This is a genomic window from Clostridium sp. JS66, assembly GCF_033561535.1.
GTDB lineage: Bacteria > Bacillota > Clostridia > Clostridiales > Clostridiaceae > Clostridium_AM > Clostridium_AM carboxidivorans.
Window position 1 is genome coordinate 5,472,297 of the sequence record NZ_CP131467.1, and the last position, 22,476, is coordinate 5,494,772.

33 protein-coding genes and 1 pseudogene are annotated in these 22,476 nt (G+C 29.4%); 6 read left to right on the forward strand and 28 right to left on the reverse strand.

Going from position 1 to position 22,476, the window contains the following annotated elements; translation table 11 throughout:
* Position 1: 1 nt before the first annotated feature.
* From dmpI to Q6H37_RS25400, 13 genes are all read right to left on the reverse strand, one after another.
* On the reverse strand, positions 2-211 hold the full coding sequence (dmpI, locus tag Q6H37_RS25340; protein ID WP_318737566.1) for a 4-oxalocrotonate tautomerase DmpI: 210 nt from the start codon (positions 209-211) through the stop codon (positions 2-4).
* A 167-nt stretch (positions 212-378) separates the two neighbouring features.
* The gene (locus tag Q6H37_RS25345; RefSeq protein WP_318737567.1) at positions 379-870 is read right to left on the reverse strand and encodes an SDR family NAD(P)-dependent oxidoreductase; all 492 of its coding nucleotides are present in this window, start codon (positions 868-870) and stop codon (positions 379-381) included.
* Positions 871-1,142: 272 nt separating this feature from the next.
* Positions 1,143-1,457, reverse strand: coding sequence for a hypothetical protein (locus Q6H37_RS25350; protein WP_318737569.1), 315 nt, complete (start codon positions 1,455-1,457; stop codon positions 1,143-1,145).
* A 27-nt stretch (positions 1,458-1,484) separates the two neighbouring features.
* The gene (locus Q6H37_RS25355) at positions 1,485-2,264 is read right to left on the reverse strand and encodes a flavodoxin family protein (RefSeq protein WP_318737571.1); all 780 of its coding nucleotides are present in this window, start codon (positions 2,262-2,264) and stop codon (positions 1,485-1,487) included.
* 32 nt (positions 2,265-2,296) lie between these two features.
* A complete protein-coding gene (locus Q6H37_RS25360; protein ID WP_318737573.1) occupies positions 2,297-2,848 on the reverse strand; it encodes a PadR family transcriptional regulator in 552 nt (183 codons plus the stop codon).
* A gap of 354 nt (positions 2,849-3,202) precedes the next feature.
* On the reverse strand, positions 3,203-3,772 hold the full coding sequence (locus Q6H37_RS25365; RefSeq protein WP_318737574.1) for a helix-turn-helix transcriptional regulator: 570 nt from the start codon (positions 3,770-3,772) through the stop codon (positions 3,203-3,205).
* Between the two features lie 123 nt (positions 3,773-3,895).
* Positions 3,896-4,759: a hypothetical protein gene (locus Q6H37_RS25370; protein WP_318737576.1), complete on the reverse strand. Its 864-nt coding sequence runs from the start codon at positions 4,757-4,759 to the stop codon at positions 3,896-3,898.
* Between the two features lie 331 nt (positions 4,760-5,090).
* Positions 5,091-6,365 (reverse strand): alpha/beta hydrolase, encoded by a 1,275-nt coding sequence (locus tag Q6H37_RS25375; protein ID WP_318737578.1) that lies wholly within the window; start codon positions 6,363-6,365, stop codon positions 5,091-5,093.
* Between the two features lie 220 nt (positions 6,366-6,585).
* Positions 6,586-7,398 carry an alpha/beta hydrolase gene (locus Q6H37_RS25380; RefSeq protein ID WP_318737579.1) on the reverse strand — a complete coding sequence of 271 codons (813 nt, stop codon included), beginning with the start codon at positions 7,396-7,398 and terminating at the stop codon, positions 6,586-6,588.
* A gap of 268 nt (positions 7,399-7,666) precedes the next feature.
* Positions 7,667-8,335 (reverse strand): class I SAM-dependent methyltransferase, encoded by a 669-nt coding sequence (locus tag Q6H37_RS25385; protein ID WP_318737580.1) that lies wholly within the window; start codon positions 8,333-8,335, stop codon positions 7,667-7,669.
* A gap of 21 nt (positions 8,336-8,356) precedes the next feature.
* The gene (locus Q6H37_RS25390) at positions 8,357-8,860 is read right to left on the reverse strand and encodes a YbhB/YbcL family Raf kinase inhibitor-like protein (RefSeq protein WP_318737582.1); all 504 of its coding nucleotides are present in this window, start codon (positions 8,858-8,860) and stop codon (positions 8,357-8,359) included.
* Between the two features lie 82 nt (positions 8,861-8,942).
* Positions 8,943-9,308, reverse strand: a complete 366-nt coding sequence (locus Q6H37_RS25395) for a helix-turn-helix domain-containing protein (protein ID WP_318737583.1) — start codon at positions 9,306-9,308, stop codon at positions 8,943-8,945.
* The gene (locus Q6H37_RS25400; RefSeq protein WP_318737584.1) at positions 9,305-9,835 is read right to left on the reverse strand and encodes a GNAT family protein; all 531 of its coding nucleotides are present in this window, start codon (positions 9,833-9,835) and stop codon (positions 9,305-9,307) included. Before Q6H37_RS25400 ends, Q6H37_RS25395 begins: the two co-directional genes overlap by 4 nt.
* A 358-nt stretch (positions 9,836-10,193) precedes the next feature.
* Here Q6H37_RS25400 and Q6H37_RS25405 point away from each other — a divergent pair, with 358 nt between their 5' ends.
* Positions 10,194-10,574: an Rrf2 family transcriptional regulator gene (locus Q6H37_RS25405; RefSeq protein WP_318737585.1), complete on the forward strand. Its 381-nt coding sequence runs from the start codon at positions 10,194-10,196 to the stop codon at positions 10,572-10,574.
* A gap of 177 nt (positions 10,575-10,751) precedes the next feature.
* Positions 10,752-11,381, forward strand: a complete 630-nt coding sequence (locus Q6H37_RS25410; protein ID WP_318737586.1) for a class I SAM-dependent methyltransferase — start codon at positions 10,752-10,754, stop codon at positions 11,379-11,381.
* A gap of 111 nt (positions 11,382-11,492) precedes the next feature.
* On the opposite strand, the gene Q6H37_RS25415 is transcribed toward Q6H37_RS25410, so the two are convergent.
* The 4 genes from Q6H37_RS25415 to Q6H37_RS25430 form a co-directional block, all read right to left on the reverse strand.
* The gene (locus Q6H37_RS25415) at positions 11,493-12,122 is read right to left on the reverse strand and encodes an HD domain-containing protein (RefSeq protein ID WP_318737588.1); all 630 of its coding nucleotides are present in this window, start codon (positions 12,120-12,122) and stop codon (positions 11,493-11,495) included.
* 180 nt (positions 12,123-12,302) lie between these two features.
* Positions 12,303-12,668, reverse strand: a complete 366-nt coding sequence (locus Q6H37_RS25420) for an ACT domain-containing protein (protein ID WP_318743159.1) — start codon at positions 12,666-12,668, stop codon at positions 12,303-12,305.
* A gap of 323 nt (positions 12,669-12,991) precedes the next feature.
* Positions 12,992-13,570, reverse strand: a complete 579-nt coding sequence (locus tag Q6H37_RS25425; RefSeq protein ID WP_318737590.1) for a hypothetical protein — start codon at positions 13,568-13,570, stop codon at positions 12,992-12,994.
* Positions 13,571-13,841: 271 nt separating this feature from the next.
* Positions 13,842-14,288 carry a hypothetical protein gene (locus tag Q6H37_RS25430; protein ID WP_318737591.1) on the reverse strand — a complete coding sequence of 149 codons (447 nt, stop codon included), beginning with the start codon at positions 14,286-14,288 and terminating at the stop codon, positions 13,842-13,844.
* Positions 14,289-14,593: 305 nt separating this feature from the next.
* Here Q6H37_RS25430 and Q6H37_RS25435 point away from each other — a divergent pair, with 305 nt between their 5' ends.
* The 3 genes from Q6H37_RS25435 to Q6H37_RS25445 all read left to right on the forward strand — a co-directional run bounded on the left by Q6H37_RS25435 (position 14,594) and on the right by Q6H37_RS25445 (position 17,436).
* Entirely contained in the window at positions 14,594-15,148 is a 555-nt protein-coding gene (locus Q6H37_RS25435; protein WP_318742904.1) for a DUF6431 domain-containing protein, read from the forward strand.
* A 206-nt stretch (positions 15,149-15,354) separates the two neighbouring features.
* On the forward strand, positions 15,355-16,614 hold the full coding sequence (locus Q6H37_RS25440; protein WP_318734736.1) for a DDE-type integrase/transposase/recombinase: 1,260 nt from the start codon (positions 15,355-15,357) through the stop codon (positions 16,612-16,614).
* Positions 16,615-16,629: 15 nt separating this feature from the next.
* Positions 16,630-17,436 carry an ExeA family protein gene (locus Q6H37_RS25445; RefSeq protein ID WP_318733562.1) on the forward strand — a complete coding sequence of 269 codons (807 nt, stop codon included), beginning with the start codon at positions 16,630-16,632 and terminating at the stop codon, positions 17,434-17,436.
* 229 nt (positions 17,437-17,665) lie between these two features.
* Here the strand turns inward: Q6H37_RS25445 and Q6H37_RS25450 are convergent, their stop codons facing one another.
* Genes Q6H37_RS25450 through Q6H37_RS25465 form a run of 4 tightly spaced genes read right to left on the reverse strand, consistent with a single transcriptional unit; the run spans position 17,666 to position 19,451 of the window.
* Entirely contained in the window at positions 17,666-18,625 is a 960-nt protein-coding gene (locus Q6H37_RS25450; RefSeq protein ID WP_318737593.1) for a GH25 family lysozyme, read from the reverse strand.
* 50 nt (positions 18,626-18,675) lie between these two features.
* Positions 18,676-18,936 (reverse strand): hemolysin XhlA family protein, encoded by a 261-nt coding sequence (locus Q6H37_RS25455; protein WP_318737595.1) that lies wholly within the window; start codon positions 18,934-18,936, stop codon positions 18,676-18,678.
* A gap of 9 nt (positions 18,937-18,945) precedes the next feature.
* Positions 18,946-19,083 (reverse strand): XkdX family protein, encoded by a 138-nt coding sequence (locus Q6H37_RS25460; RefSeq protein ID WP_318737596.1) that lies wholly within the window; start codon positions 19,081-19,083, stop codon positions 18,946-18,948.
* Positions 19,083-19,451, reverse strand: coding sequence for a hypothetical protein (locus Q6H37_RS25465; RefSeq protein ID WP_318737597.1), 369 nt, complete (start codon positions 19,449-19,451; stop codon positions 19,083-19,085). Before Q6H37_RS25465 ends, Q6H37_RS25460 begins: the two co-directional genes overlap by 1 nt.
* Positions 19,452-19,569: 118 nt before the next feature.
* On the opposite strand from Q6H37_RS25465, the gene Q6H37_RS25470 reads away from it, so the two are divergent.
* Complete coding sequence (locus Q6H37_RS25470) at positions 19,570-19,782, forward strand: hypothetical protein (protein WP_318737599.1); 213 nt, start codon at positions 19,570-19,572, stop codon at positions 19,780-19,782.
* On the opposite strand, the gene Q6H37_RS25475 is transcribed toward Q6H37_RS25470, so the two are convergent.
* The 7 genes and pseudogenes from Q6H37_RS25475 to Q6H37_RS25495 all read right to left on the reverse strand — a co-directional run bounded on the left by Q6H37_RS25475 (position 19,775) and on the right by Q6H37_RS25495 (position 22,411).
* Positions 19,775-20,071, reverse strand: a complete 297-nt coding sequence (locus tag Q6H37_RS25475) for a hypothetical protein (protein ID WP_318737601.1) — start codon at positions 20,069-20,071, stop codon at positions 19,775-19,777. The two genes, Q6H37_RS25470 and Q6H37_RS25475, sit on opposite strands and share 8 nt — an antisense overlap.
* A 275-nt stretch (positions 20,072-20,346) precedes the next feature.
* A complete protein-coding gene (locus tag Q6H37_RS25480) occupies positions 20,347-20,775 on the reverse strand; it encodes a hypothetical protein (protein WP_318737602.1) in 429 nt (142 codons plus the stop codon).
* 184 nt (positions 20,776-20,959) lie between these two features.
* Positions 20,960-21,019: pseudogene (locus Q6H37_RS29615) on the reverse strand (CD1375 family protein); the annotation flags it as partial.
* Positions 21,015-21,125 carry a CD1375 family protein gene (locus Q6H37_RS29620; RefSeq protein WP_412523888.1) on the reverse strand — a complete coding sequence of 37 codons (111 nt, stop codon included), beginning with the start codon at positions 21,123-21,125 and terminating at the stop codon, positions 21,015-21,017. The pseudogene Q6H37_RS29615 and the gene Q6H37_RS29620, both read right to left, overlap by 5 nt.
* A 2-nt stretch (positions 21,126-21,127) precedes the next feature.
* Positions 21,128-21,478 carry a hypothetical protein gene (locus Q6H37_RS25485; RefSeq protein WP_318737604.1) on the reverse strand — a complete coding sequence of 117 codons (351 nt, stop codon included), beginning with the start codon at positions 21,476-21,478 and terminating at the stop codon, positions 21,128-21,130.
* A gap of 14 nt (positions 21,479-21,492) precedes the next feature.
* Complete coding sequence (locus tag Q6H37_RS25490) at positions 21,493-22,059, reverse strand: hypothetical protein (protein WP_318737606.1); 567 nt, start codon at positions 22,057-22,059, stop codon at positions 21,493-21,495.
* Positions 22,060-22,243: 184 nt separating this feature from the next.
* On the reverse strand, positions 22,244-22,411 hold the full coding sequence (locus tag Q6H37_RS25495) for a hypothetical protein (RefSeq protein ID WP_318737607.1): 168 nt from the start codon (positions 22,409-22,411) through the stop codon (positions 22,244-22,246).
* Positions 22,412-22,476: the final 65 nt, after the last annotated feature.

Here is a 22,476-nt window from a genome sequence, read left to right on the forward strand (position 1 = left end):
ATTAACGTTGCTTATCCATATATTCTTTTTTTGTTTTATCGATTGTTTTTCCTCCAATTCCAATATTGTCATCAGGTAATTCTTTTATAGTGGTAAGAAAAAATTCACTTGGAATATGCATTATTTCTGATGAGACCTCTGTTAATCTTTTAATTAATTCTTCTTTTTGTTCTTTAGTTAATTTTCCACTTTCTAATGTTATGTATGGCATTTACATCACTCCTAAATACATTTTAATTTTATTATTAAATATAAATTAATTATATCGCCTAACAGATAAACCACTAATTTATCTTTTACTAAATTATAACATAGTTTACAAATACCAAAATTTATCTTATTACAAATAAAAATAAAGTGTCTATTATTCTTACTTTGTCACTTCTGCATTTCAGCACTTACCAAATTATGAAATACTTTATCCGGAAGAACACTGCTTAATACAATTAGATTCTTTGATTTTCCAACTGGATAACGCATTTTATCACTTTTAGAATTAGCTGCTTTAAAAATCGTTTCTGCTACTTCCAAAGGATCAGACCCATTATTTCCATTTGTAACTAAACTAGAAACAACCTTTTGAGAATAAGCTTTATAATCATATAAATTGTTATTCTCCATAACCGTCATTGAACGTCCGTAGAAATCTGTTTTTATTACACCTGGCTCGATTATTTTTATATTAAATGGACTTAATTCATATTGCAACGATTCAGAAAATCCTTCTACTTCCCATTTTGCTGCATGGTATAATGTTTGCAACGGAACCGTTGTTCTGCCAGCAATAGAAGAAATATTAATAATTATGCCAGATTTCTGTTTTCTAAAATATGGAAGCATTTCTTTTGTTATTTTTATACTTGGTGGCATATTAATTCTCCTTTAACTTATTAAATATATTAAAATAATATTTAATTCTAATTATTTATAATTTAAAAGTTATGTCACATAATTTTTAAATTACTCATAAATTATTTAAGTATTTTCTTAACTTAATAGCCTTTCTATAATTTATACCATATCCAGCTGCTGCTTTTTTAAGTAATGCATTCAATGTACAATAATTGCTTTTTAATCAATTATTATTTTTGCTTTGGAAAGATTATCGGCTGTACCCCTAGAGGAATACTCCATGACTACAGCTAATAAGTTTGTCCAAAGTTTCCTTTCGACCAAAGGGAGACCATTATAAGACCTACGAAGATTTGCTTCCTGGGTTTAGAATAAAATACCCCGTTATGTTTAATGTCTATGGAATAGCTTTTATTCTGACAGGAGGAAGAGTTAAAACTTCTCAAATCTAAACGAAGAAGCGCACAATTATCACTATTAAATAATGGAACTGCTTTTTTATCAGAATATACTTTTAACAAGTCATCACAATCATCTATAGAAACAAATCTTAAATTGAACCGTTTATTTTCAAATTCGGGGCAACTTACATATACACTATCCATATTTATTCTCCTCTACAAATTTACTATTTATCTTTTAATAGCTGAGTTCATAATTTTTCCGTGGCCTTCCAATACCTTCTTCTTACCAAAACCAAGTCTCATCATAGGCTTTACGAAGAATGGAATCTTAATCATAGGCTGATTTGCCTTTTTCTCCGTCCGCCTACATATTCCTCCTAATAATACAAGCTCTCTGCCAGCTTGTACATAAGCATCATATACTTCTGAAATTAAAGGACTGTTGTTTTCCTTCTTTTCATTAAAACCAAACATTGCAGCTGACTTGCGAACAAGGGTGCCAACAGTCTTGACGTCATTAAATTTAGAATATGTTCTAAAAAAAGAAAGAGTATTATGAGTCATTGCATCTTCAAGATTGTCACAAACTACAAGAGTAACAAAGGGTTTATTAGAAATATCGTTATCCACATGGTGAAAAAAAAGTCCGCTTTTTGTTAATTTAAATTCTCCAACCTTTGCTTTACTGTAGAATCTTTCAAAAAGTGTTTTTAGTAAACTGGACATTCCAAAGGTGTATACAGGAGATGCAAATATAATAAGATCTGAATCTTTCATTTTGTTATAAATCATTTCAAAATCATCTTTATCATTGAAAACGCATTTTAAAAAATGATCGGGCTTTTGACAAACTTGACAGTCAATACAGTGGTTAATCTTAAGTTCTGAAAGGTTTATAGTTTCACAATCTGCTCCTTTTTCTCTTGCTCCTTGAAATAACTTGTCAATTAAAAACTTGGAAAAACCTTTTGAACCCCTAAAACTTGAGTTAATAGCAAGTATTTTCAAATTAATCACTCCCTCTATAATCTATTATATAATTATTGATATTCGCCTTTTTGAATTTGTTCAATAACTTTTTCAATCCAGTGAAGAATAGCATTATTTATTGTAATTCCATAATCATAGGTAAGCTCCTTAAAGAATAAATCTCTTGATGTAAGTGGTTTAGCATCAGTAATAAATACTGATCTAGTTGTCTTCTCCATTGAATTAATCCTATCACGAATTTGATCTGCAACTTTTTCTAAAATACTAATAATCACATCATCCGACAATTCAGCTGCAAAATAAATGTGTACAAGCCAAGGAATTCTAGGTGTTGCCATGGAAATAGGAGACTTCAACCAATTTAGAAATTCTTCTTTACCTTTTTCTGTTATAAAATATATCTTGCTGTTTGGTTTATCTTTTTGAATGACTAATTCCATGTCTATAAGTTCTTCTGCAGTAAGTTTATTTAATGTTCGATAAATTTGACTCTGATCAGCAGGCCAAAAATGATTTACCGTAGAATCAAAGGTTTTTTTCATATCATATCCGGAAAGTGGTTTATATTGCAAAAATCCTAGTAAAGCATATTCTAGTGACATATTTTCCTCCTCCAAAAACAATTCACATATTATATAAGACTAGTCCTATACAATATATATCATATATTGTGATATATTTCAATATATTTAATCAGTTGTATAAATTAGTAAACTTCTTAGTTTTATAATTTTTTAGAGTATGTGGATTTATAAAGTTTATCTTGAAATTCACTTTCCACCACCTAACTTAAATAATTCCAGAAGTTCCTTATTATCAAGTTCTGTAATTTAATTTTTTCTTCATCTAAAAAAAGAGACCTCAATTGAAGTCTCTTAGCGATTCTTTGATAAATTTTCCGTTCCTACAAATTCAAATTTATCAGCTTCGTATCATGCTCATATAACTTATACTCTCTATTCCGACCAATTCATCTGACAATCTGGTATACCTTGACTACGACATTTTTCAATAACATTATTTTTTTCTTCAATATTTCCAATGGTATATTTTAAAATAAGCCCTCTAAAAACAATATATTTTATATTATTCTTTTTGAAATCAACAAACCACCTACCACCTTTGTTCTCATCATTAATCAAAGCTTTAGAAAACTTTTCAGGTAAATCTATTATATTTGATGAAAAAGTGATTGCAGTCCAGTAACGTGGAAAATATTTAGTCTTCCACAATTCAATTTTATTTACATTAAGACAGTCCAGAATTTCTTCATTATCAATACTTTCTTTAATTAGAAGTCCTTCATATATTCCTTCATTTTCATTAGTAAACAATTTGCCACATGATTTCTTTTCTTTTACTCCATCAACTAATAACTCATCTTTCAATAGCACATCAATTGTTACTCCAAATATGCGGCTTAATTCTAATAGTTTTTCTGTCTCTGGTAGTGAAATGTCCATTTCCCATTTAGAAATAGACTGCCTAGTAACTAAACATTTTTCAGCTAACGTTTCCTGTGACATTCCGTTCTTATTTGATCCACTGTCCTCTAGCAAAACAAATTGTTAACAATTTATTAATGACCCCTGAGGGCCATTGCGAAGCTTTGGCTGAGCTTGATTTAGTTCAAAAATATTATCTTAATTTTAATCTAAATTAAATATTAAACAAATAAGAAAAACTAACTCACAAATTGAAAAAACTTGAGCAAAGACATAAATTACATGACAATCATCAGATTTCGCCTTTTCAATAAAATACCCAAAAAGTGTTGTTAATATAATTACCAAAGCAAACATCAAGAAAACAAATCCTCTATTTTCACTTGAAAACCAAATACCATTATCAATTCGATATTTTATAAAGTAATATATAAATACGGGAACGGAAATTATATTTACTGGTATGAATAATATCAATTTTACATATGGTGAAATAAATATTAAAAAGAATATTACACCAAGTGCAGCTAAGTATCCTAATATATCTTTAAAAGGAAAACCTATAACCGTTCTGTGACTATTACTTTCATCAATTTCTTCACAATAAATTCCTCTATTGGTGTGGGTAAGATACCCTATTTTATACTTCTTATATCTACTAACACCAGAAGAAAAGAAAAAATCAACCCTTTTTCCATTAGAGAGATAAACATACTCCATTGGATCTTTATTAAAATGTCTTATATCTTCTACTTCCGCAGTTACATAATTAAATTTTCCAGTTATTAATTGTGGAATATCAAGCACGTATGGTTTAACAAGCCAAATTGTTATACTCATTACAATTACAACAATTATAACTTTCCCTGGACTAGCATATCTTATCTCCAATATTCTTTCATAGATGCTTTTTAAATCAATATATTTTTGCCTTTCTTTCGAGGTTCTTTTTTTCGTAGTTATTTTTTTACTATCTAAAGATAAACTAAAAACTGTTTCTAGTAAACATCCTAATATTAAATAGAATATGATTCCGATTATAAAAAAACATGTTTGAAATACTCTCATTCTTTTGCCACCTTAAAATTATCAATATATATTTAGAAGTTATTCAATATGCATCCCTCTTATTTAATTGGAAAATGTTCACACAAAATTACAATTATCATATAACTTGTACAAAATTATACCACAATATCTAAATATATTCATAATTCCTTGTATATTCAATATCATACCTTTCTTTTCTGAATACATATTACTCTATGCCAAACCAATTTCTGATTCTTTTCTTAACTTGATAACAATTGTTTTTAACATCCAAATACGCTTCTTCAAAAATTTGATTATACTAATTATGCAAGGGAACACATAGTTTATACAATGTTATAACATTACATTATTCTGTATCATCCCGGTATCCAATAAGTGTAATTAATCCAGTGGCAAGCGTCTGGCCCCAACTCAGATAGTCATGTCCACTTTTAAAAAATTCAAAATCAACATGATAGTCTAATGATTCTAATGTATTCTTAACATTTAATGAATTGTTAATCATTGTTTTTTTATTTTCAAGAACGCCTATATTCATATAAAACTTTAATGGCAGTTTTGGACTTAATTTTATTTGCTCACTCATCCAACAATCAAGTTCACTACTTCTCTTTTCAAGCTCTACTTTACATTCCTTTTTTTTGTCTGATTTTATAGGCTTATACCAAAATGAACCTGATTGACAAAGTACGTTTCCAAACACCTCAGAATGTTTTAATCCCATATATGTAGCCGTTAATCCTCCAAGGCTCAAGCCACCAATTACTGCCTTTTGAGGATCCTCTGATAAGTTATATTTTTCTCTAAGCCAAGGTATCATTTCATTTGCTACAGAATTACAAAATAAATCATTACAAGATAAATCCTCAGATCTTTTATCTGTTGAATCAATAAAAATTGCTACAATAGGCGGGATTTTTTTATCAGCAATTAAATTATTCAAGGCTTGTTCTGCTTTAAGAACATTTATATAATCATAGCCATCTGTCAATGTAATAAAACCATAAGGTGATGAATCCTTGTTATAACCAGATGGTTTGTAAACATTTATGCCTCTAGGTTCTATGAAATATGAGCTTTCAAATTCATACTTTGTAATAGTTCCTTTTGGTATGTCGATTCTTTCTTCAAGCCAAAAATTTTCCCCTGAATTAGGCATTTTTACATACGGTATTTCCACTTTAAAACTACCTGGTCTATTAAAAGTCAGTTTATTTTTGTTGAATTTATCTGCTCTCATATTTTTGCATCGTTCTTTACATCCTATAAGTAGAGAATCATTAGGAAACAAATTGTACGAAAATTTTATGTCATTTCTAACTTTATAAGTCCTATACCATAAATTTGTATCACAGATACGCTCAAGAAGATGCTCTTCAATATTCTCATCAGTTAAGGCCGGTAGTATTTGTGAAATTATAAGCACATTGTTAATTGGTTGTTCAGCAAAGTGGAATATTGTAACTAATGAATAATCTATTTCATCAATTATTGGTTCAATAATTGGATTACCTTTTTCTTTTAAAAATTGAAGAAATTCATTCAAAGCTTTTTTTTCGTCATTTTGAATATTAAATTTTAATTTTTTTATTAATTCCGTTTCAAGATTATTTTTAATCATAATTCATTCTATATATTTTATATAATATCCTTTCTTATCGCCCAGAGGGAGACTATTATAAGACCTACGAAGATTTGCTTCCTGAGTCTAGAATAAAATACCCCATTATGTTTTTTATTCTGACAGGAGGAAGAGTTAAAGCTAGTCTATAGCTTTGTTTATTATTACCACTTAATTTATTATTTATAATACTTAACTCTAAAATTGGAACTTATCAGTTCTATACATTATACTTAATTAATCCATTTATAAATTCCTGTATCTCAGAATTTACCTGTTCTGGATTGTCTCCGTTTGAAAAATGTGATGCATTACTTATTATATGAAGTGGACATCCCTCTTTCTTTGACCATGCCTCACAATATTGATTTACTTTTCCAACTTTATCGAATTCACCAAGCAAAATCAGTACCGGAAAAGAAAAACTAACATCTTTATTTTCCTTTATAAAGGTACCATAAGCAATATCCATTTGTTCAATGATTTCAGATTTTGTAAATGTTGCAAGCATTTCTATCATCTTGTCATATGAATACTTCGTCTTGGAAACAGATTTTGCCATACTTTTTCGCAAAGCATTTGCTGAAAAACATTTTGCTATTAAAGCAACATGTTTTAACCACCAAATATCTAATCCTGAGTAATAACTAATGCCAAAAGGTGTGGTATCAAGTGCTATAAAACCTTCTACTTTTTCAGCATAATGAAATGCGAACTCCTGACTGGGATAACCACCCATAGACATACCGACCAATATTACCTTGTCAATTTTTTCCTGATCCAATATTCTCATCAGATCATGTGCACAATTCTCATATGTAAAATTTAAATATGGGCGTGAAAGACCATGAAGAGGAACATCCCATGTAATTACCGTATATTCTTGTTTAAAGTATTCCACCTGTTTTTCAAACATGGAGTGGTCAGCGGTTACACCATGCGTAAAAACAATACATTTTGTGTTCGGATTTTTGTTATGACTAATCCAATAATAAACAGTACCCCTTCTTGTCTTTAACTCCTTACCATTCACCTTACACAACCTCGCTTCCGTATACATAAAACATTAAGTAACATTGCAATCATTCACGATAAATTACTATTTATCTTTTACTAAATTATAACATAGTTTACAAATATCAAACTTTACTTTATTGCAATAAAAAATAAAGTGTATCCATTTTAAATTCTCAATAGATACACTTTATCTTTCAATAATACAGTGTTTTTGCAAATAGTTAATTTCTTCAGTTGTTTGATTAAACAAGAACATTCCAACTTAATCAATTTTCAGATTACAACTATTTTTGCCATACTAATAAATATCTCCAAAAAAGTTTACGTTTAACTTTTGCTGTATGGATATGTTTTTGTGCTAATGCTTTTATCTCATCCATTGTCATATACGTGTCATGTTTGCCATGCCTCTCCCAAACTTCTTTTGAATGGGCATCATCCTTTTGCAACCTGCCATTTTTCAATAAATTCATTATGATATTGGGGATAAAGGCACTCCCCCATATAATATAATCACTGAATGACTTTGCTTTTACAAGATCTAATATAATAAGTTTACCACCCTTTTTAAGTTTATTCTTTGCAAAACATAGAAGCCACTCATAAGGCAAATGATGTGCTGTTGCTGTTGTTATGATAACATCAAGACTATTATTTTCAAATTTCATATCGAGAATATTTCCACAAATATACTCAATATTCTTATTAGGATATAATACTTTTGCCCTTTCAATCATCTTATCTGACAGGTCAACGGCAATTACTTTTTTAGATTTCTTTGACAACATAAATGAAAGTTCACCTTTGCCACAACCTATTTCAAGGCAGGTTTCAACTGTATTGGGTACAAGTTTCATGAGCTGCTTGAAATAACAGTTGTTATGATTCCATTTTAATTCATCAAGTTGTGAAATTTCATTAAAATCATTTTTAACAACATTATAATCTTCCATCTTCATATCTCACCTACAAGATTAATTTTCATAAGTTCCTTTCAACGTATATTGTTCTAAAATATGTCCATCCATTTCATGGTATAGTTCATTTAGTAAAAAACCTACTTTTAAATTTAACAGTTTATCTAAAGCAAAAACATGAAGCTCATATAAATGTGGCTTATCTGGTGGTGTCATACCACCATAATAACAAGATAGTTTTCTTGATTGCTGATTTCCTTGTAAACTAGTCCAACTATTTATACCTTGTATAAAATCATCTGATATCTGACTCTCATTGTCTTTCAATTCATTACGTGTAATGTTAGCTGCGAGCCAATGTATCCATGTAAAGCCACCTGTCACTGGATAAGCATCTTTATCTTCTAACACTATTGCAAAGGAAACAGTATTTACAGGAGCATCTACAATTTTAAATGGAAGAGAAAAAGTAGGAATTCCATTTTCATTAAAATATTCCCCTCGACTACCATATTGATTTTGAATAATCCCATTTATAATACCCGTACTTGTTACTATCATATTTTACCTCCAACACTTTTATTTATAAAAAAACTATAGCAAAAAGCATCTATAACGTAAATTACCAACTTTTTTGTGGGTATTATTCTCTAGTAACTCCTTTTTCAATCAATATTTTTTCCATACCATGTTCTTTTAAATAATCAATTCCGATAGACTGCATGATCTTTAGAGCATTTATAATCTGCATACCCATATCTATTGTTAGAGAATATTCCACATGAAGAGGATATCCATCAAAGGTTTTCTTTTCTACAAATCCATACTCAATCAATTCTTTTAACTGCTCTAACAGCATCTTTTGATTAATGCCATCAATATCTCTTTCTAATTTAGCCAATGAGGTAGCACCTAATCGTAACCTCCATAATATAATTGATTTCCATTTTCCTTTAATCATATCGTGCACTAACTCTAAAGGGCAAGTATACTCTTTTCTTATTTTCATTTTATCTTCATCCACTCTCTTTTTAGAATAGCATATTGATAGGTATTTTCATAATAAGGAGTTCCATCTGGGTTGTTCACAAAAGATATAAAATCAATAAAGAGTCCTTCTTTTCTCATTCCAAGTCGCTCACAAAGCTTTTGGGATTGAATATTATCGTCTTCAGCATAAGCATATATTCTCCTTGCATCGTTATTGAAGAGGAAGTCGATTAACGCTTTTGCCGCTTCAGTTGCATAACCGCTCTTGCCATATTTTAAGTTGAAATTCCACCCTACGCTATATGTATCAGGCTCCTCTTTTATGGCAAAAACATCCCCGATAATTGAATCTGTATCAGACAAGCAAACAGCAAAGTGTTCACCTTCTTTGCCTCTTCGCTCCACTTCTTTTTCTGCTTCATAAAGTGAATCTAATTTTTCACTCATAAAACAATGTACAGGTGGGTGCTCAAGGAATTCATACAATCCCGCAGCATCTTTTTTATCAAAATCACGAATTATCAATCTATCTGTTTTCAAATACATTTAATAATTATCTCCTTTAACTTCTAATTTTTACTTAAGTTATATTCTGTATAAACACAGAAAAATACAATCAATGACGTCGTTAAGATAGTATATTGGACCAGAAAAAAAGTGGAACAAGATCTTTTCGGATCTTATCCCACTTAAATAATCTTTTGATTACAAGTCCTCTGATAAGTTTAATTCATTATACCATGTTCAGGCAAAAAAGCAATGACAAATTGGAATTTGTAGGTTTCGATAAAAAACATAATGAAAGTTACTTAATCACTAATAATTATTGACTAAAAGTATAAACAGGTGTATTGTAGACAAATACAGTCTGTAATATCTGATTAATAATACATGGAGGATTAGTATGAAATACACCAAAGCTACTAATTATGCATTACATATAGTTGCATATATGATTAAGTATGATAGAAGAGATAATTTAAGTTTGCAGCCTTTGGCAAATCATTTAAATATTTCGCCGAGTTATTTGTCAAAGATTTTAACACAGTTAGTAAGAGCTAATATAATTCAATCAACCCCCGGTGTAAATGGTGGTTATGTTCTGCGAAAAAACAAAGAAGATATTTCACTTTTAGATGTAATTAAGGCAACTGAAGGAAGTAGTCCTATGTTTACGTGTGAAATGGATGAAAATCATGAGTGCAAAATCCAAAAAGCAATGGACGAAGCGGAGAATGTAATGGAAACTTATCTCAAAAATAAAAAACTATTTGAAATTATATAAAAACGCCTTAATTTCATTGGTGTTTTTATAATCCAATTATAGATAAATATAGTCTGTAATGTATTTGATTAAACTAATTATATTTTTGTTATAAATAGCTTATTAACAATGTTTGTACTATAAAATAAGACTTATAGTAATAATAAAATTATAAAAAGTTTTAAAGGAGATGTTTATATGTCAGAATTTTGGGAAAAAAGTTTTGCAGAAAAGCAAGCAATGTGGGGGTTCGAGCCATCAAGCACTGCAATTATAGTAGCAGATTACTTTGCTGAAAATAACCTAAAGGATATCTTAATACCAGGTATTGGATATGGAAGAAACGTAAAACCATTTATTGATAATAACATGGAAGTTACAGGAATCGAAATTTCTCAAACAGCAATTAATATAGCAAGGCAAAATGGAATTAGTAATAAAATTTATCATGGGTCAGTATCAGATATGCCTTTTGAAAATAAACTCTATGATGGTATAGCTAGCTTTGCGCTTATTCATTTGTTAAATGAAGATGAAAGAAAAAAATTTATTAATGATTGCTATAACCATTTAAAACCAGATGGATATATGATTTTTACGGCCGTTTCGGAAAAAGCTCCAATGTACGGTAATGGCACGAAGCTTGCTGAAAATTATTATGAAACAACGTATGGGGTAAAACTATTTTTCTATAATTCTAAGTCTATAGAGAAAGAGTTTGGAAATTATGGGCTTATAGATTTTGTAGAAATTGATGACATACACAAGGATAACCCAGATAAACCTCCAGTAAACTTTTTAATGATAAAATGCAGAAAAGAGATATAAAGCTGATAAAGTTCTCAAATAAAACCTATGATAGGGTAAGCGTATAAAAAAAATAAAAAATAGAACCATCATTTGTTCTATTTTTTTATTTTAAATCTATCCGCTAAATTACTATTTTACTGGTGGTTCCCATAGTGGTAAATCTATAAATGTAGTCTCTTTTACGTTTGGAAGAATATCATATATTGAGCACTTCATTTGTTGTTCAAAATACTCCTTCATTTCAAATGTTGCATTCCAACGTTCCACAGTAAAAGGAAATGTTCCATATCGTCTTGTTGTATTAACAAATCGCTTTTCTAACATACAAAAGCCTTGAGCATCTGCAAGTGCATCACAAACAATAAGCAATCTATCATAGTCATCATAAATTATGTCATTTAAATATTTCCTTACAAATTCGCTTTCTTCATCACTCATATCATTTTTGCCTATTTCTTTGTCAAAATCAGGAACTGGGAATGAATGTGTCAAACAAATTCTACTTACTTCATCCCAACCTTTTTCCATCATGAATTTATATCCGTCAATACCATGTCTTCTTGCACTTATACCATATCTTCTACCTATATCATGGAAAATTCCTAGCACATATGCTTTGTATGGGTTAATATTAGTACATTTTTCAGCAATCATTTGAGCTGCTAATGCTACATTGATAGAATGTTCTATCCACGGTCCAGGATTTAATTGTCCTGCTATTTCTAATTCCTTTTCAGCCATTTCTCTATTCGGAAACATATTATCCTCCTTGTATAATGTAAATTAACGGGCTAAATTAAGATTACTTCGTTATAATTTATAGAATATATGTTTTCTATGTTACACACTTACTCTTAATTAATTTTATAGTTTATAATTGTAATTCTTTCAATTCTGATATTGGAATAACTGGTTTTGGATTTGCAGAATGTTCTCCGATCAACTTATTTTATATTCATTATTTTCAAGAACGTTTATTGCCTTCTGGAAATTTTCTTCTTTAGTAAATATATAATCTGTATTATAAGTTGATACTGTGAATATTCCAATCTTATTTTTCGCTAATAATGTAGCTATTTTTGATAAAATCCCAATAAGAGAAAAATCTAATATGCCTTGTATTCTGAATCCTTTCCAGCCATTATCACATTCAACTGCATTTTCAGGCACTAATTTTGTACTACACACTAATGATAATTCTTCGTCTGTCTTACTAATAAAACAAAACTCATCTGAATAATTTATTTGTGATAAATCTTCAACTTTACATATCGAAAAATCTTGATTTATTATCTTTATCTCAATCATATTAACATCCCTTTCAAATTACTATAATATTATACCTTAAATTACTATTTACCTTTTACTAAATTATAACATACTTACAAATATCAAACTTTACTTTATTACAAATAAAAATAAAGTGTATCCATCTCAAATTCTCAATAGATACACTTTATCTTTACCATTATTGCAAGCTTAACTATTAAAATACTTTGTGTTTTGATCATAATTATTTCTTTTCCTCAATTCCTATTATTACCTTAGTATTCGGTAGAATCTCGACTGATTGTGTCAGCAAAATTAATATATATTTTAAAATCCACTACATATTACTTATGTGACCATTAATTAATAGGCTCTGCTTTTAACCCCATGTGTGAATTGGGCAAGTACCAAATATTATACCTTTTATTTTCCAATATTCTATCATACTTATATGTAAAATTAATCTCTATAATACTGTTATCTTGTAAGTTTCTAACAACAATATATTGTGAATGATGGTCTCCTTTTGAAGATGATTTAGTAGACTTTTCAACTTCGCAAGAGATTTTCACATAGTTATTATTTATTACATTTGATAAATCAAGCGACATGATATAAAAGTCCTTAATAAAAGCACTACTAAGAACTATCATAAGAATTGAACATATTATTCCTATCAATATTGCCTTTACAGTTTGTTGTTTATCCTTACTCTTCTTTTTATTTGTCTTAGCTCTGTTCAGAGATTGTAGCTTATAATTTTTTCTTTGTCTAATGCTTCCTATTCCCATTCTTATGCTATTAAGTCCTAAACTGATTAGAAGGATACCTACAATTAAATCTAATAAATAGTTCCCCCAAAAGAAAATATAGTAATCTAATATAAATGGTAAACCTATTAACACTATTAGTACTACCACTATCATTACATAAACCATATACTTAAATCCTCCAGGTTTATAATTTAAAATACACTCACAAAGCTTTGCATATATTATGATATGTATTTTCGCAAATTGTTCATTTTCTCAGTTGTTGCGTCAAATAAGAAAGTTGCGACTTAACTCTAAGTTTAGGGAACTGTTTAAAGAGTGGGTTTATAGTGATATGTCATCCCTCTCTTCAGGAACAGAATCTAATACTAATTCGCCATTAAAATCTCTAATTTTCCTTTTCTTAATCCATCTACTTATGTTAGCTAAAAATTAACTATATCTTTGCTAATTCTAAAGCATTTTCAAAGTTGTTAACCAAATCCATAACATCAGTAATGATTCCTATATCAGAGTATTGGGATAAGCCTAGTCCATTAAAATATATCTTAGGTATACTACCAAAACCACCATATAGTTCATTAATAAAATTATAGATCTCTTCATTTGTATATTCCTTCGCTTCTATAAACTTTTGGTTAAAGACATTTTTATATTTATCCTTCACATAAGTCATTACCATCATTCTGCATGTTTTTGAAATGCATACATAGCCATTTTCTTCATATGGAGCCACGAAAGGAAATTCTGATCCAAGAAGAACATTTTTTGCACCAAACAGCTTTCTAGCAAAGTCATCAAAAGCACGTTTTTCAATATCTGTAACTTCTGTTACATCATCTGGTATAAGTAAACAAATCTTCTTTCCAGAAACTATCTTCATGAAACTACTGCCAACATTTAAGTTTTTTTCAATAAAGGTCTTTAGATCTTTTATGATATTATCATTATTAAAAATTCCATAATACATAGGTACGTTAGGATATGTTGTTGGATTGTTTAAAGTATATGTTATTAAGCAATTTATTTGCTTAATAACAGGTTCAAAAAAAGTAAATTATAATAGCCTTTCTTTTTACGTCAGATTAAATAATCTGACACAAAAAGAATAAGATTATTTAATCTGACTATAATTTAAAAATATAAAAAATTTTATAGGACTGAAAAAAAGTGATAGAAATAATAAAGATGCCTTACGGCATAAGAAAATATAATAAGCTTAATAAGTATAATAGGTTTCCCATAAAATATGGATGCGAAGCATGCGGATATGAAGGAAAACTATATAGACATGGATTCTACTATAGAAATTTGATTACATTTAACAAAGCTTATAGAGTAGTTATCATTAGATATAGGTGCAAATCATGCCATAAGACGTACTCTCTTATTCCAAGTTTCATAATACCTTATAGACAATACACCTATCATGTTATATTAACTTGCCTTATTATTATGTTTAAATTTAATTACTCATTTAGCAAAATTATTAAGTTTGTTAACTCTATAAATTGTATGTTATCCATAAACAAAACTCATTTATCATTTTGGAAAAGCAGACTAATAACTTCTTTAACGGCTATTCGCCTATTTTTTGCACAACTTAAAATATTTTGCCCTGATACCAAAAATGTTTTTCCATCCAATTTACTTACAATGATTACTGATTTTTCACGTTTAAGATATGATTTTAATTTAAGATTTTTCTTAGATATGCCTAAATATTTTTTCTGTAAACCTTAATTACAGAAGCTTTAGTTTTTTTGCCCTTTATCAAATTAAACACTTCTTATTTTTTTAATGCTTATTTACTTAAAACTTGTCTCAACTTTTAAATTTTATTTTGAAGTTCTTATATTTTTCCACACAACTTTTAACGGTTAAGGCTGATTATTGAGGTACATAATTAAAAATGAAAATAAACTCAAAGTTGAAGGAGGCATTTAATTATGATATCTCATGAATTAAGCCAAAAAATAGCTCTGTTTAGATACTCTCTAATTGCACCTATAATCACTAATACTTTTACTCAATCTTCTGTTAAAGAATATTTATCAGAAATTGCTGCTAAATCTTATACTATGCCTAACGGCGGAAGAAAAGAGTATTCTCCGGCTACAATTAAAGGTTGGTTAACCTTATATAGGAAACATGGTATAGACGGTTTATATCCTAAAACAAGAGATGACAAAGGTTGTTCAAGAAAAATTTCGCAAGAAACAAAGCAGTTCATTATAAACTGCAAAATTAATTCCCCCAAAAAAACTGCTAAACATATATATCATGAAGTTATTGCCAAAGGATTTGAAAATGAAAACAATATATCTCTTTCTACAATAACTAGATTCATAAAACAGGCTAATATAGCACCTCAAAAGCTGGCGCCTCAAGATAGAAGAGCCTTTGAATTTGAATATGCGAATGAATGTTGGCAGTCTGATGTATCTGTTGGACCTTATCTCACTATTCAAGGCAGAAAATATAAAACTTATATTATAGCTTTCCTTGATGATGCTAGTAGGCTTATTGTTGGATGTAAAGTATTTTTTAAAGATGATTTATTGTCTCTTATGGCTGTTTTTAAAGATGCGGTAGCATCTAAAGGTATTCCTAAAAAAGTTTTTGTTGATAACGGAAAGATATATAAAAGTGAACAGTTTCAACTTATATGTGCTTCACTTGGGTCTATTTTAAGCTTTGCTAGGCCATATTCTCCTCAATCGAAAGGTAAAATTGAAAGGTGGTTTCAAACAATGCAAAAACAATGGATGAATTCAATAAACTGGGGTGATTTTAAGTCAATAGACATTTTGAATGAATCTCTATTGACTTATGTTAATCACTATAACAAAACCTTTCATTCATCAATAAATTCTACACCCTTTGATAAATATATGAATAATATTGAAAATTTAAGGTTTGTTTCCTCTAAAAGTGAACTTGATCATTTATTTTTATATAAAGTTCAACGTACTGTTAAAAATGACTCCACAGTATCCATAGGAACTAAATTATTTGAAGTTCCATTAAAGTATGTAAGAGAAAAAATAAATATTCGTTATGATCCTACTTCACTTGATAAAGCATACATCTTCTCTGAAGATGCTAAGCTTACAGATACTATTTTCCCACTAAAAAAAATTGATAACTCAAAGGTTAGAAGATCTAATAATGATTCTGTTGATTTTTCTGCCTTTAAAGCTAACTAACCGGAGGTTGATATTATGTATAAAACTTTTTATGGGTTAACCTTTGACCCATTTGATAAAAATATTGATTTAACACACAGCTTTAAATTCCAAGACTTTAATCACGCATTAAGCAGATTAGAATTTTTAAAATCTGTTTTGGGCATTGGTGTACTTACTGGTGAACCCGGAGTAGGTAAGTCTTTCCTACTCCGTTATTTTGTAAATTCACTCAACCCCAATTTATATAAATGTATATATATTCCTATTTCGACCTTAACGGTCATGGATTTTTACAGAGCTCTTTGTGATGGTCTTGGAATAATTCCTGCCTGTAAAAAAGTTACTATGTTTAAACAAATACAGGAAGCTATATACACTTATAGTCATAGTAAAAATATAACCCCAGTCATTATATTAGATGAATGTCAGTTTTTAAGCAATTCCATCCTTGATGATTTAAGAATTATATTTAACTTTAATATGGATTCAAAGAATTATGCTATGCTAATTCTTTCAGGTCAACCTAACTTTTTACTTCAACTCAGCAGACAAATTCATGAAGCGCTGCGCCAGCGAATTTTAATGAATTATTGCTTACGAGGGCTAACGCCAGAAGAATGTAAACCCTACATAATTTCAATGCTTAAAGCCGCAGGCTGCATAGAACCTATTTTTACTGATGATGCATTTGAACTTATGTATTCAACCACAAATGGCTCTATAAGACCTTTAAATTCTCTAACGAGAATGTGTCTTATTTCTGGTGCTAATCAAAAACTTTCCTCTATTAATGCTGAAATAGTTTATAAAGCTCAAAGCGAAATTGACCTTACAATTTAATTTTAAACACTGCTTACTTGGCAGTGTTTTTTTATACCTATATTAATTGTCTAATTTTCATATTTTATACATTGTGGATATTGTGAAGAAAGGTTGATTTAATTTGACTTTTTACATATTTTTTTCTATCGTAAGATTATTTAATCTGCATTTTTACCATATTATTACTTAATTTAGGTTGAAATAATTTGACTTTGAATAGCTTAAATAATTTGACGCGTAACAATTACTATTTCAAAATTTTATTCCAATCTTTTTCTCTTATTACTCCATCTGCTCCTGATGCACTCCAAATTCCTGCTTTGACTTGCCACTCTTTGAGTTTAGCTGTCATAGTACTGTCTACAACACCAGTCTTAGGAAGTCCAAAGTACCATTGCAAAAATCGTACTGCCATTGGATTTGCATTCCAGCCTTCTCCAACTGTAGGCTTATGTGTGATTACATTGAGTGCATCTATAAGATAACCATCACCACGAACACTACCAGGTACACCAGCAGCATCTTTAAATGTTGCAATGGCATTTAAAGTCTTTATGTCTAATACACCAGTAGCATTAGATTCCCCTTCTTCAAGACAGCTGACTCTTTGCAAGTCATGCTGTACTTCTTTTATTAAATTTGAACCTATTATAAATATATTATCTATAAAATAATTTAAATCTACATTGCCAGCTACTCCATCTAAAGAACCACTTTCCGAATACTGCCATGAAGCGCTAAAAGGATATAAAGATGGTTGCTTTCCATAAGATGCTAACCATAAAGGAACACTAGAGATATTTCCTGCTAAATAATCTGTATAAAAGCTAGCTCCTGTATATATACCTATTTGAAAGCCTTTATTTTGCACATAAGATATAAAAGTATTAGCAAAATTAATAGCCTCTTGTTTAGTCCAGTTTTCTTCTGCTTCTATATCTAACCATAATACAGTGTCACTTGAAAATTTGCTTATAGTATCTAAGAAATGTTGTGCTTGTACTTCTGGATCACCTGTATTATTAGCAAAATGATAAAAACCTACTTTTAACCCAACTGATTTCATTTTTGGATATCTGTATTGTAATAAACTATCTATATGGCTTGTACCTTGTGAAGCTTTTTGTATTACAACTTCTATACCAGCATTTTTAACAGCATTCCAGTCTTGAATGTCATCACCTTCATAAATATCTATTCCTTTCATATAAATCATCTCCTATTTAATGTTATGTTAACAAGCTTTAAGTGTGCGATTTATTTGAACATTTTATTTTGTATTGCATAAAAAAAGAACCCAAGTAAACTCGTTATCCAGATTCCTATAAACCAGTACATTGCAGTAGTTAAACCCTTTAAGTTAGCACATAAATTTTTTATTTCAATCTTAAATTCAGATTGATTTTGTTCAATTTTATCTAATCTGTTAGAATGTCCATTTAATCTTTTTTCGTGATCATCCAAAATAGTTTTTATATTACCATGTTTTTCATAACATAGTTTTTCATCATAACTCATGTCAACCTCCTATTCTGTGTAATCTACACCAGTTATTTCTTTAAATTGATCTTTTGATACATCACCATTAACTACACCCTGCTTTATATTGGAAAGGCTTAAATATCCACATACATATCCTATGTAATAAAAATCGTAACCTAACATTAATTACTACCTCCTTGTATTGTTATTGTTTTTAGAGCATTCACTATTTCTTGATTTAATACTGCTAATTTATTGTTATTATTTAATGTAGTATTAAAAGCTAATATGCTTTGAAAAAGTGTCTTTATTTTGGTATCTGCATCAATAATTACTGGTCCAAGTTGGTCGAATACTACTACTTTACTTGTAACATCAACATGATATTTAACCACTCTTGCAAATTTATCTGAGTCTTGTCCATATGGTATATCTATGTAGGTTATACCATTCCACGCTGGTCTTTCTGCTGCAACATTTGTTTCTTCTCCAGTGTCTAAGTAAATAGCTCCTGTTTGTGCATCATATACTATTCTTCTTCCTAAATTCATTTTATTAGCTCCTTTCAAAATAAAAAATTATAACTTCAATTAATATAAGTTTCTGTATTTATTTAAAGGTTCTTACATATTTTTGTAGAATTATCACTTTAAAAGGAGGTGATAGTTCATGAATAATGATATTATGCAAAGACTTGTTTCTGGGTATTGTCCTAAACATAATGAGAAAAGATCAATTCGAGTTGATTACCGAGAGGTTGATATGTGTGGTGATCCAGTAACGCATTATGTAAAAACCGGATATTGCTGTGAAGAACAAGCTTTTGAAAATTGCGGTTTCGAGCCATATCCTATTTTTAAAAAGTTATCCAGTTCTATTTAGATGAATTACTTTTTATAAAACTAGTTTTGCCCGTTTCTACTTTTTTTCTAAAACCAATTTCGGCGTTTAATCTTACACCTGTTAGTTTTGTCATTAGCTGAAATTGGTCATAAATAAATGATTTTTTACTCTTAATGCAATCTTTAAAATATTTACATGTTCCACATGCGAGATCTGCTTTTTTTCCTTCTTTAAGGTCTTCCCAAAAATTATTAAACTGCCATGCTATACAAAACAAATCCTTTTGTTCTTTTTCAGTTAATTCAAATTTCTTAGTTTTATTTCCCATGATTTTCTCCTTTCACTTTCATAAAAATAAGTAAAATAAAAAGACTTAAATCATTAAGCCTTTAGTTCCCATTATTTTTCGAATACGACATAAAAAAACTATACATTTTGAGAATAGCTTTTTACTATTATAAAATCATATTATCACTTGCTAGTATAATTTCATAAGCTTAGAAATTAATAAATACAATAAATTGTAAATATACTTAAATAAAATATAGGATAAGGTGAAAAAATAAAGCACCCTATCCTATATTTTATTTAAATTTAAGTTATTTAATTTGTTTTTGTTACAGTTCCGCCAAAAACATATTCTATAGTAGTACTATAATATGTTTTAGCAGCATATGCAGATGCTAACTTTTGTAATTCAGGGCTATCAACTGTATCTAAGCATTTAACTCGTCCACTATAACCTTCTGAATCAGTAAAATAAGGCACTGTATCATTTAGATTATATCCACCATATATTTGTCCACCACTAGTATATACTGGAACCATAGTTCTTACAATTACATATTTAGAATTAGATGAAGTTGCAATGCTTTTTGTTTCTAATATTTGTGATTGTTCTAGCTTTGGAGATGTTGCTATTTTAACATTGTTTTGCACAGGTGCTGCTTTAGCTGTTGTTCCAATCATTAAACTGCTACTAACAACAACTGAAAGAGCCATTAATCCTGATAATATTTTTTTTGATTTCATTTTATCTTCCCCCTCGTATATGTTTTTATTGTGTTTGATAATCAAATTATATATTTTCATGTTTTGTAATTCAAGTCAAATGATGTAATATACAATTTTAACACCCTAAACTGCATTTTTTATCTAAAAAGTCTTTTACGCCATTATTTCTGTATTTTGCGACATTTGTCTTGACTTTTGTTTTCTATTGTGTCACAGTCTGTGTTGCTAAATATTCTGCCACCGCGGTTCTATAATTGTCAGGTGCAGAAGGTACTAACTTTCTTTACACTCCCCTCTGTTGGCTCTAGGTCCCATACTCCTACCTTCACTAGATAAGCATAAGCTACAATTAAGTATTGTTTTAACATAATTATTTACCTCCATTCAATTTATTTTGCAATTCGTCTATCTTATTATTTAAATCAATTATAGTTTCAGCCATTTGCACTTTCTCTTGGTCTACAGGTTCTTTAACAATCTCTAGCACTTTTTCAGTAACTACTTTACCTTTTACCGGCATTTGCCCTTCTATTGGCGTAGTATTGGTTATATCATCTTCATACATTCCCTTTTTAATATTAAATTTTTGCCATTGATAGATTATTTGGCTAGATGTTTTTGTTATTTTATATTGTATCTCATTCCCAATGCAAACTTTACTTTTTGTACCATTGTTATAAATATCTTCTTTATATACAATATCATTTTCAATTATATACATTTATTTCACCTCAATTAATACCTAGCTTTTACCCACGCTTTAATACTATTTCCATTTGGTTGCGACAATGCTCCAGAGATTTGAATAGTTAAGGATTGCTTAAAATATATTGGTTCATTTATAATTGCAACCGCACTCGCACATATATCACTGCTACTCCTAATAGTAGCTGATTGTTCTAAACTGCTTGGAAAAACTAAACCCTGTTCCATCATGTCATAAGCATGCCCACCATATCCGCTACATATTGAAACATAATTAGTACTTGCAGATGCATTTTTTAAATCAATAATTCCATATGTTACTTCAATATCATTATTGCTCGAAATATTTTCGGTTAAAAGATTTAATATATCTATTCCATCAGCAGTAATTTTAATTCCAAAATTAGTAATTGATGAAGTGTAACTTCCTATATTCGAGACAATAATTACTTCTTCTAAAGCACCTTTTCCATCTACATTTAGCAATGTAATTGGGCTGGAAGAATTAATACTTGATATACCTATCTGATGTTCTTGTAATGCTGTAATATCAACTGCAACTCCACTATTTAATTGAGAACTTTTATACACTGGCATATAATCTCACCTCCTATTCCTCAAAACCTATTATCGTTATTGTGATTACATTTGCTACATCTGCAATGCCTATTATCTTATCTCCAGAATTTATTAAAGGTGTTGGTATTTCTCTTCCCCAATAACCTCCCCCATTAGGGTCAGATATCCCTACAAGTTTATTCGTCTTTTGTCCTATAACAAATTAACCTCCTGCAATTGGTATCTTATTTAAAGTAAATTTATGTGTTCCTATATCTGTGTTGCTAGCTTCTAAACAAGTGATAGTGGTTTTTTTGCCACTTGGAACTGTATAAATAGTTGTTGCTGTAGTTCCTAGTTGAAATTGATATAAAAACGGTGTTCTTGCCATGTTACCACCTCACTCCATAAATTAATCCAATTTCATAATCGTTATAGGCTGTAGAATCAACTTTA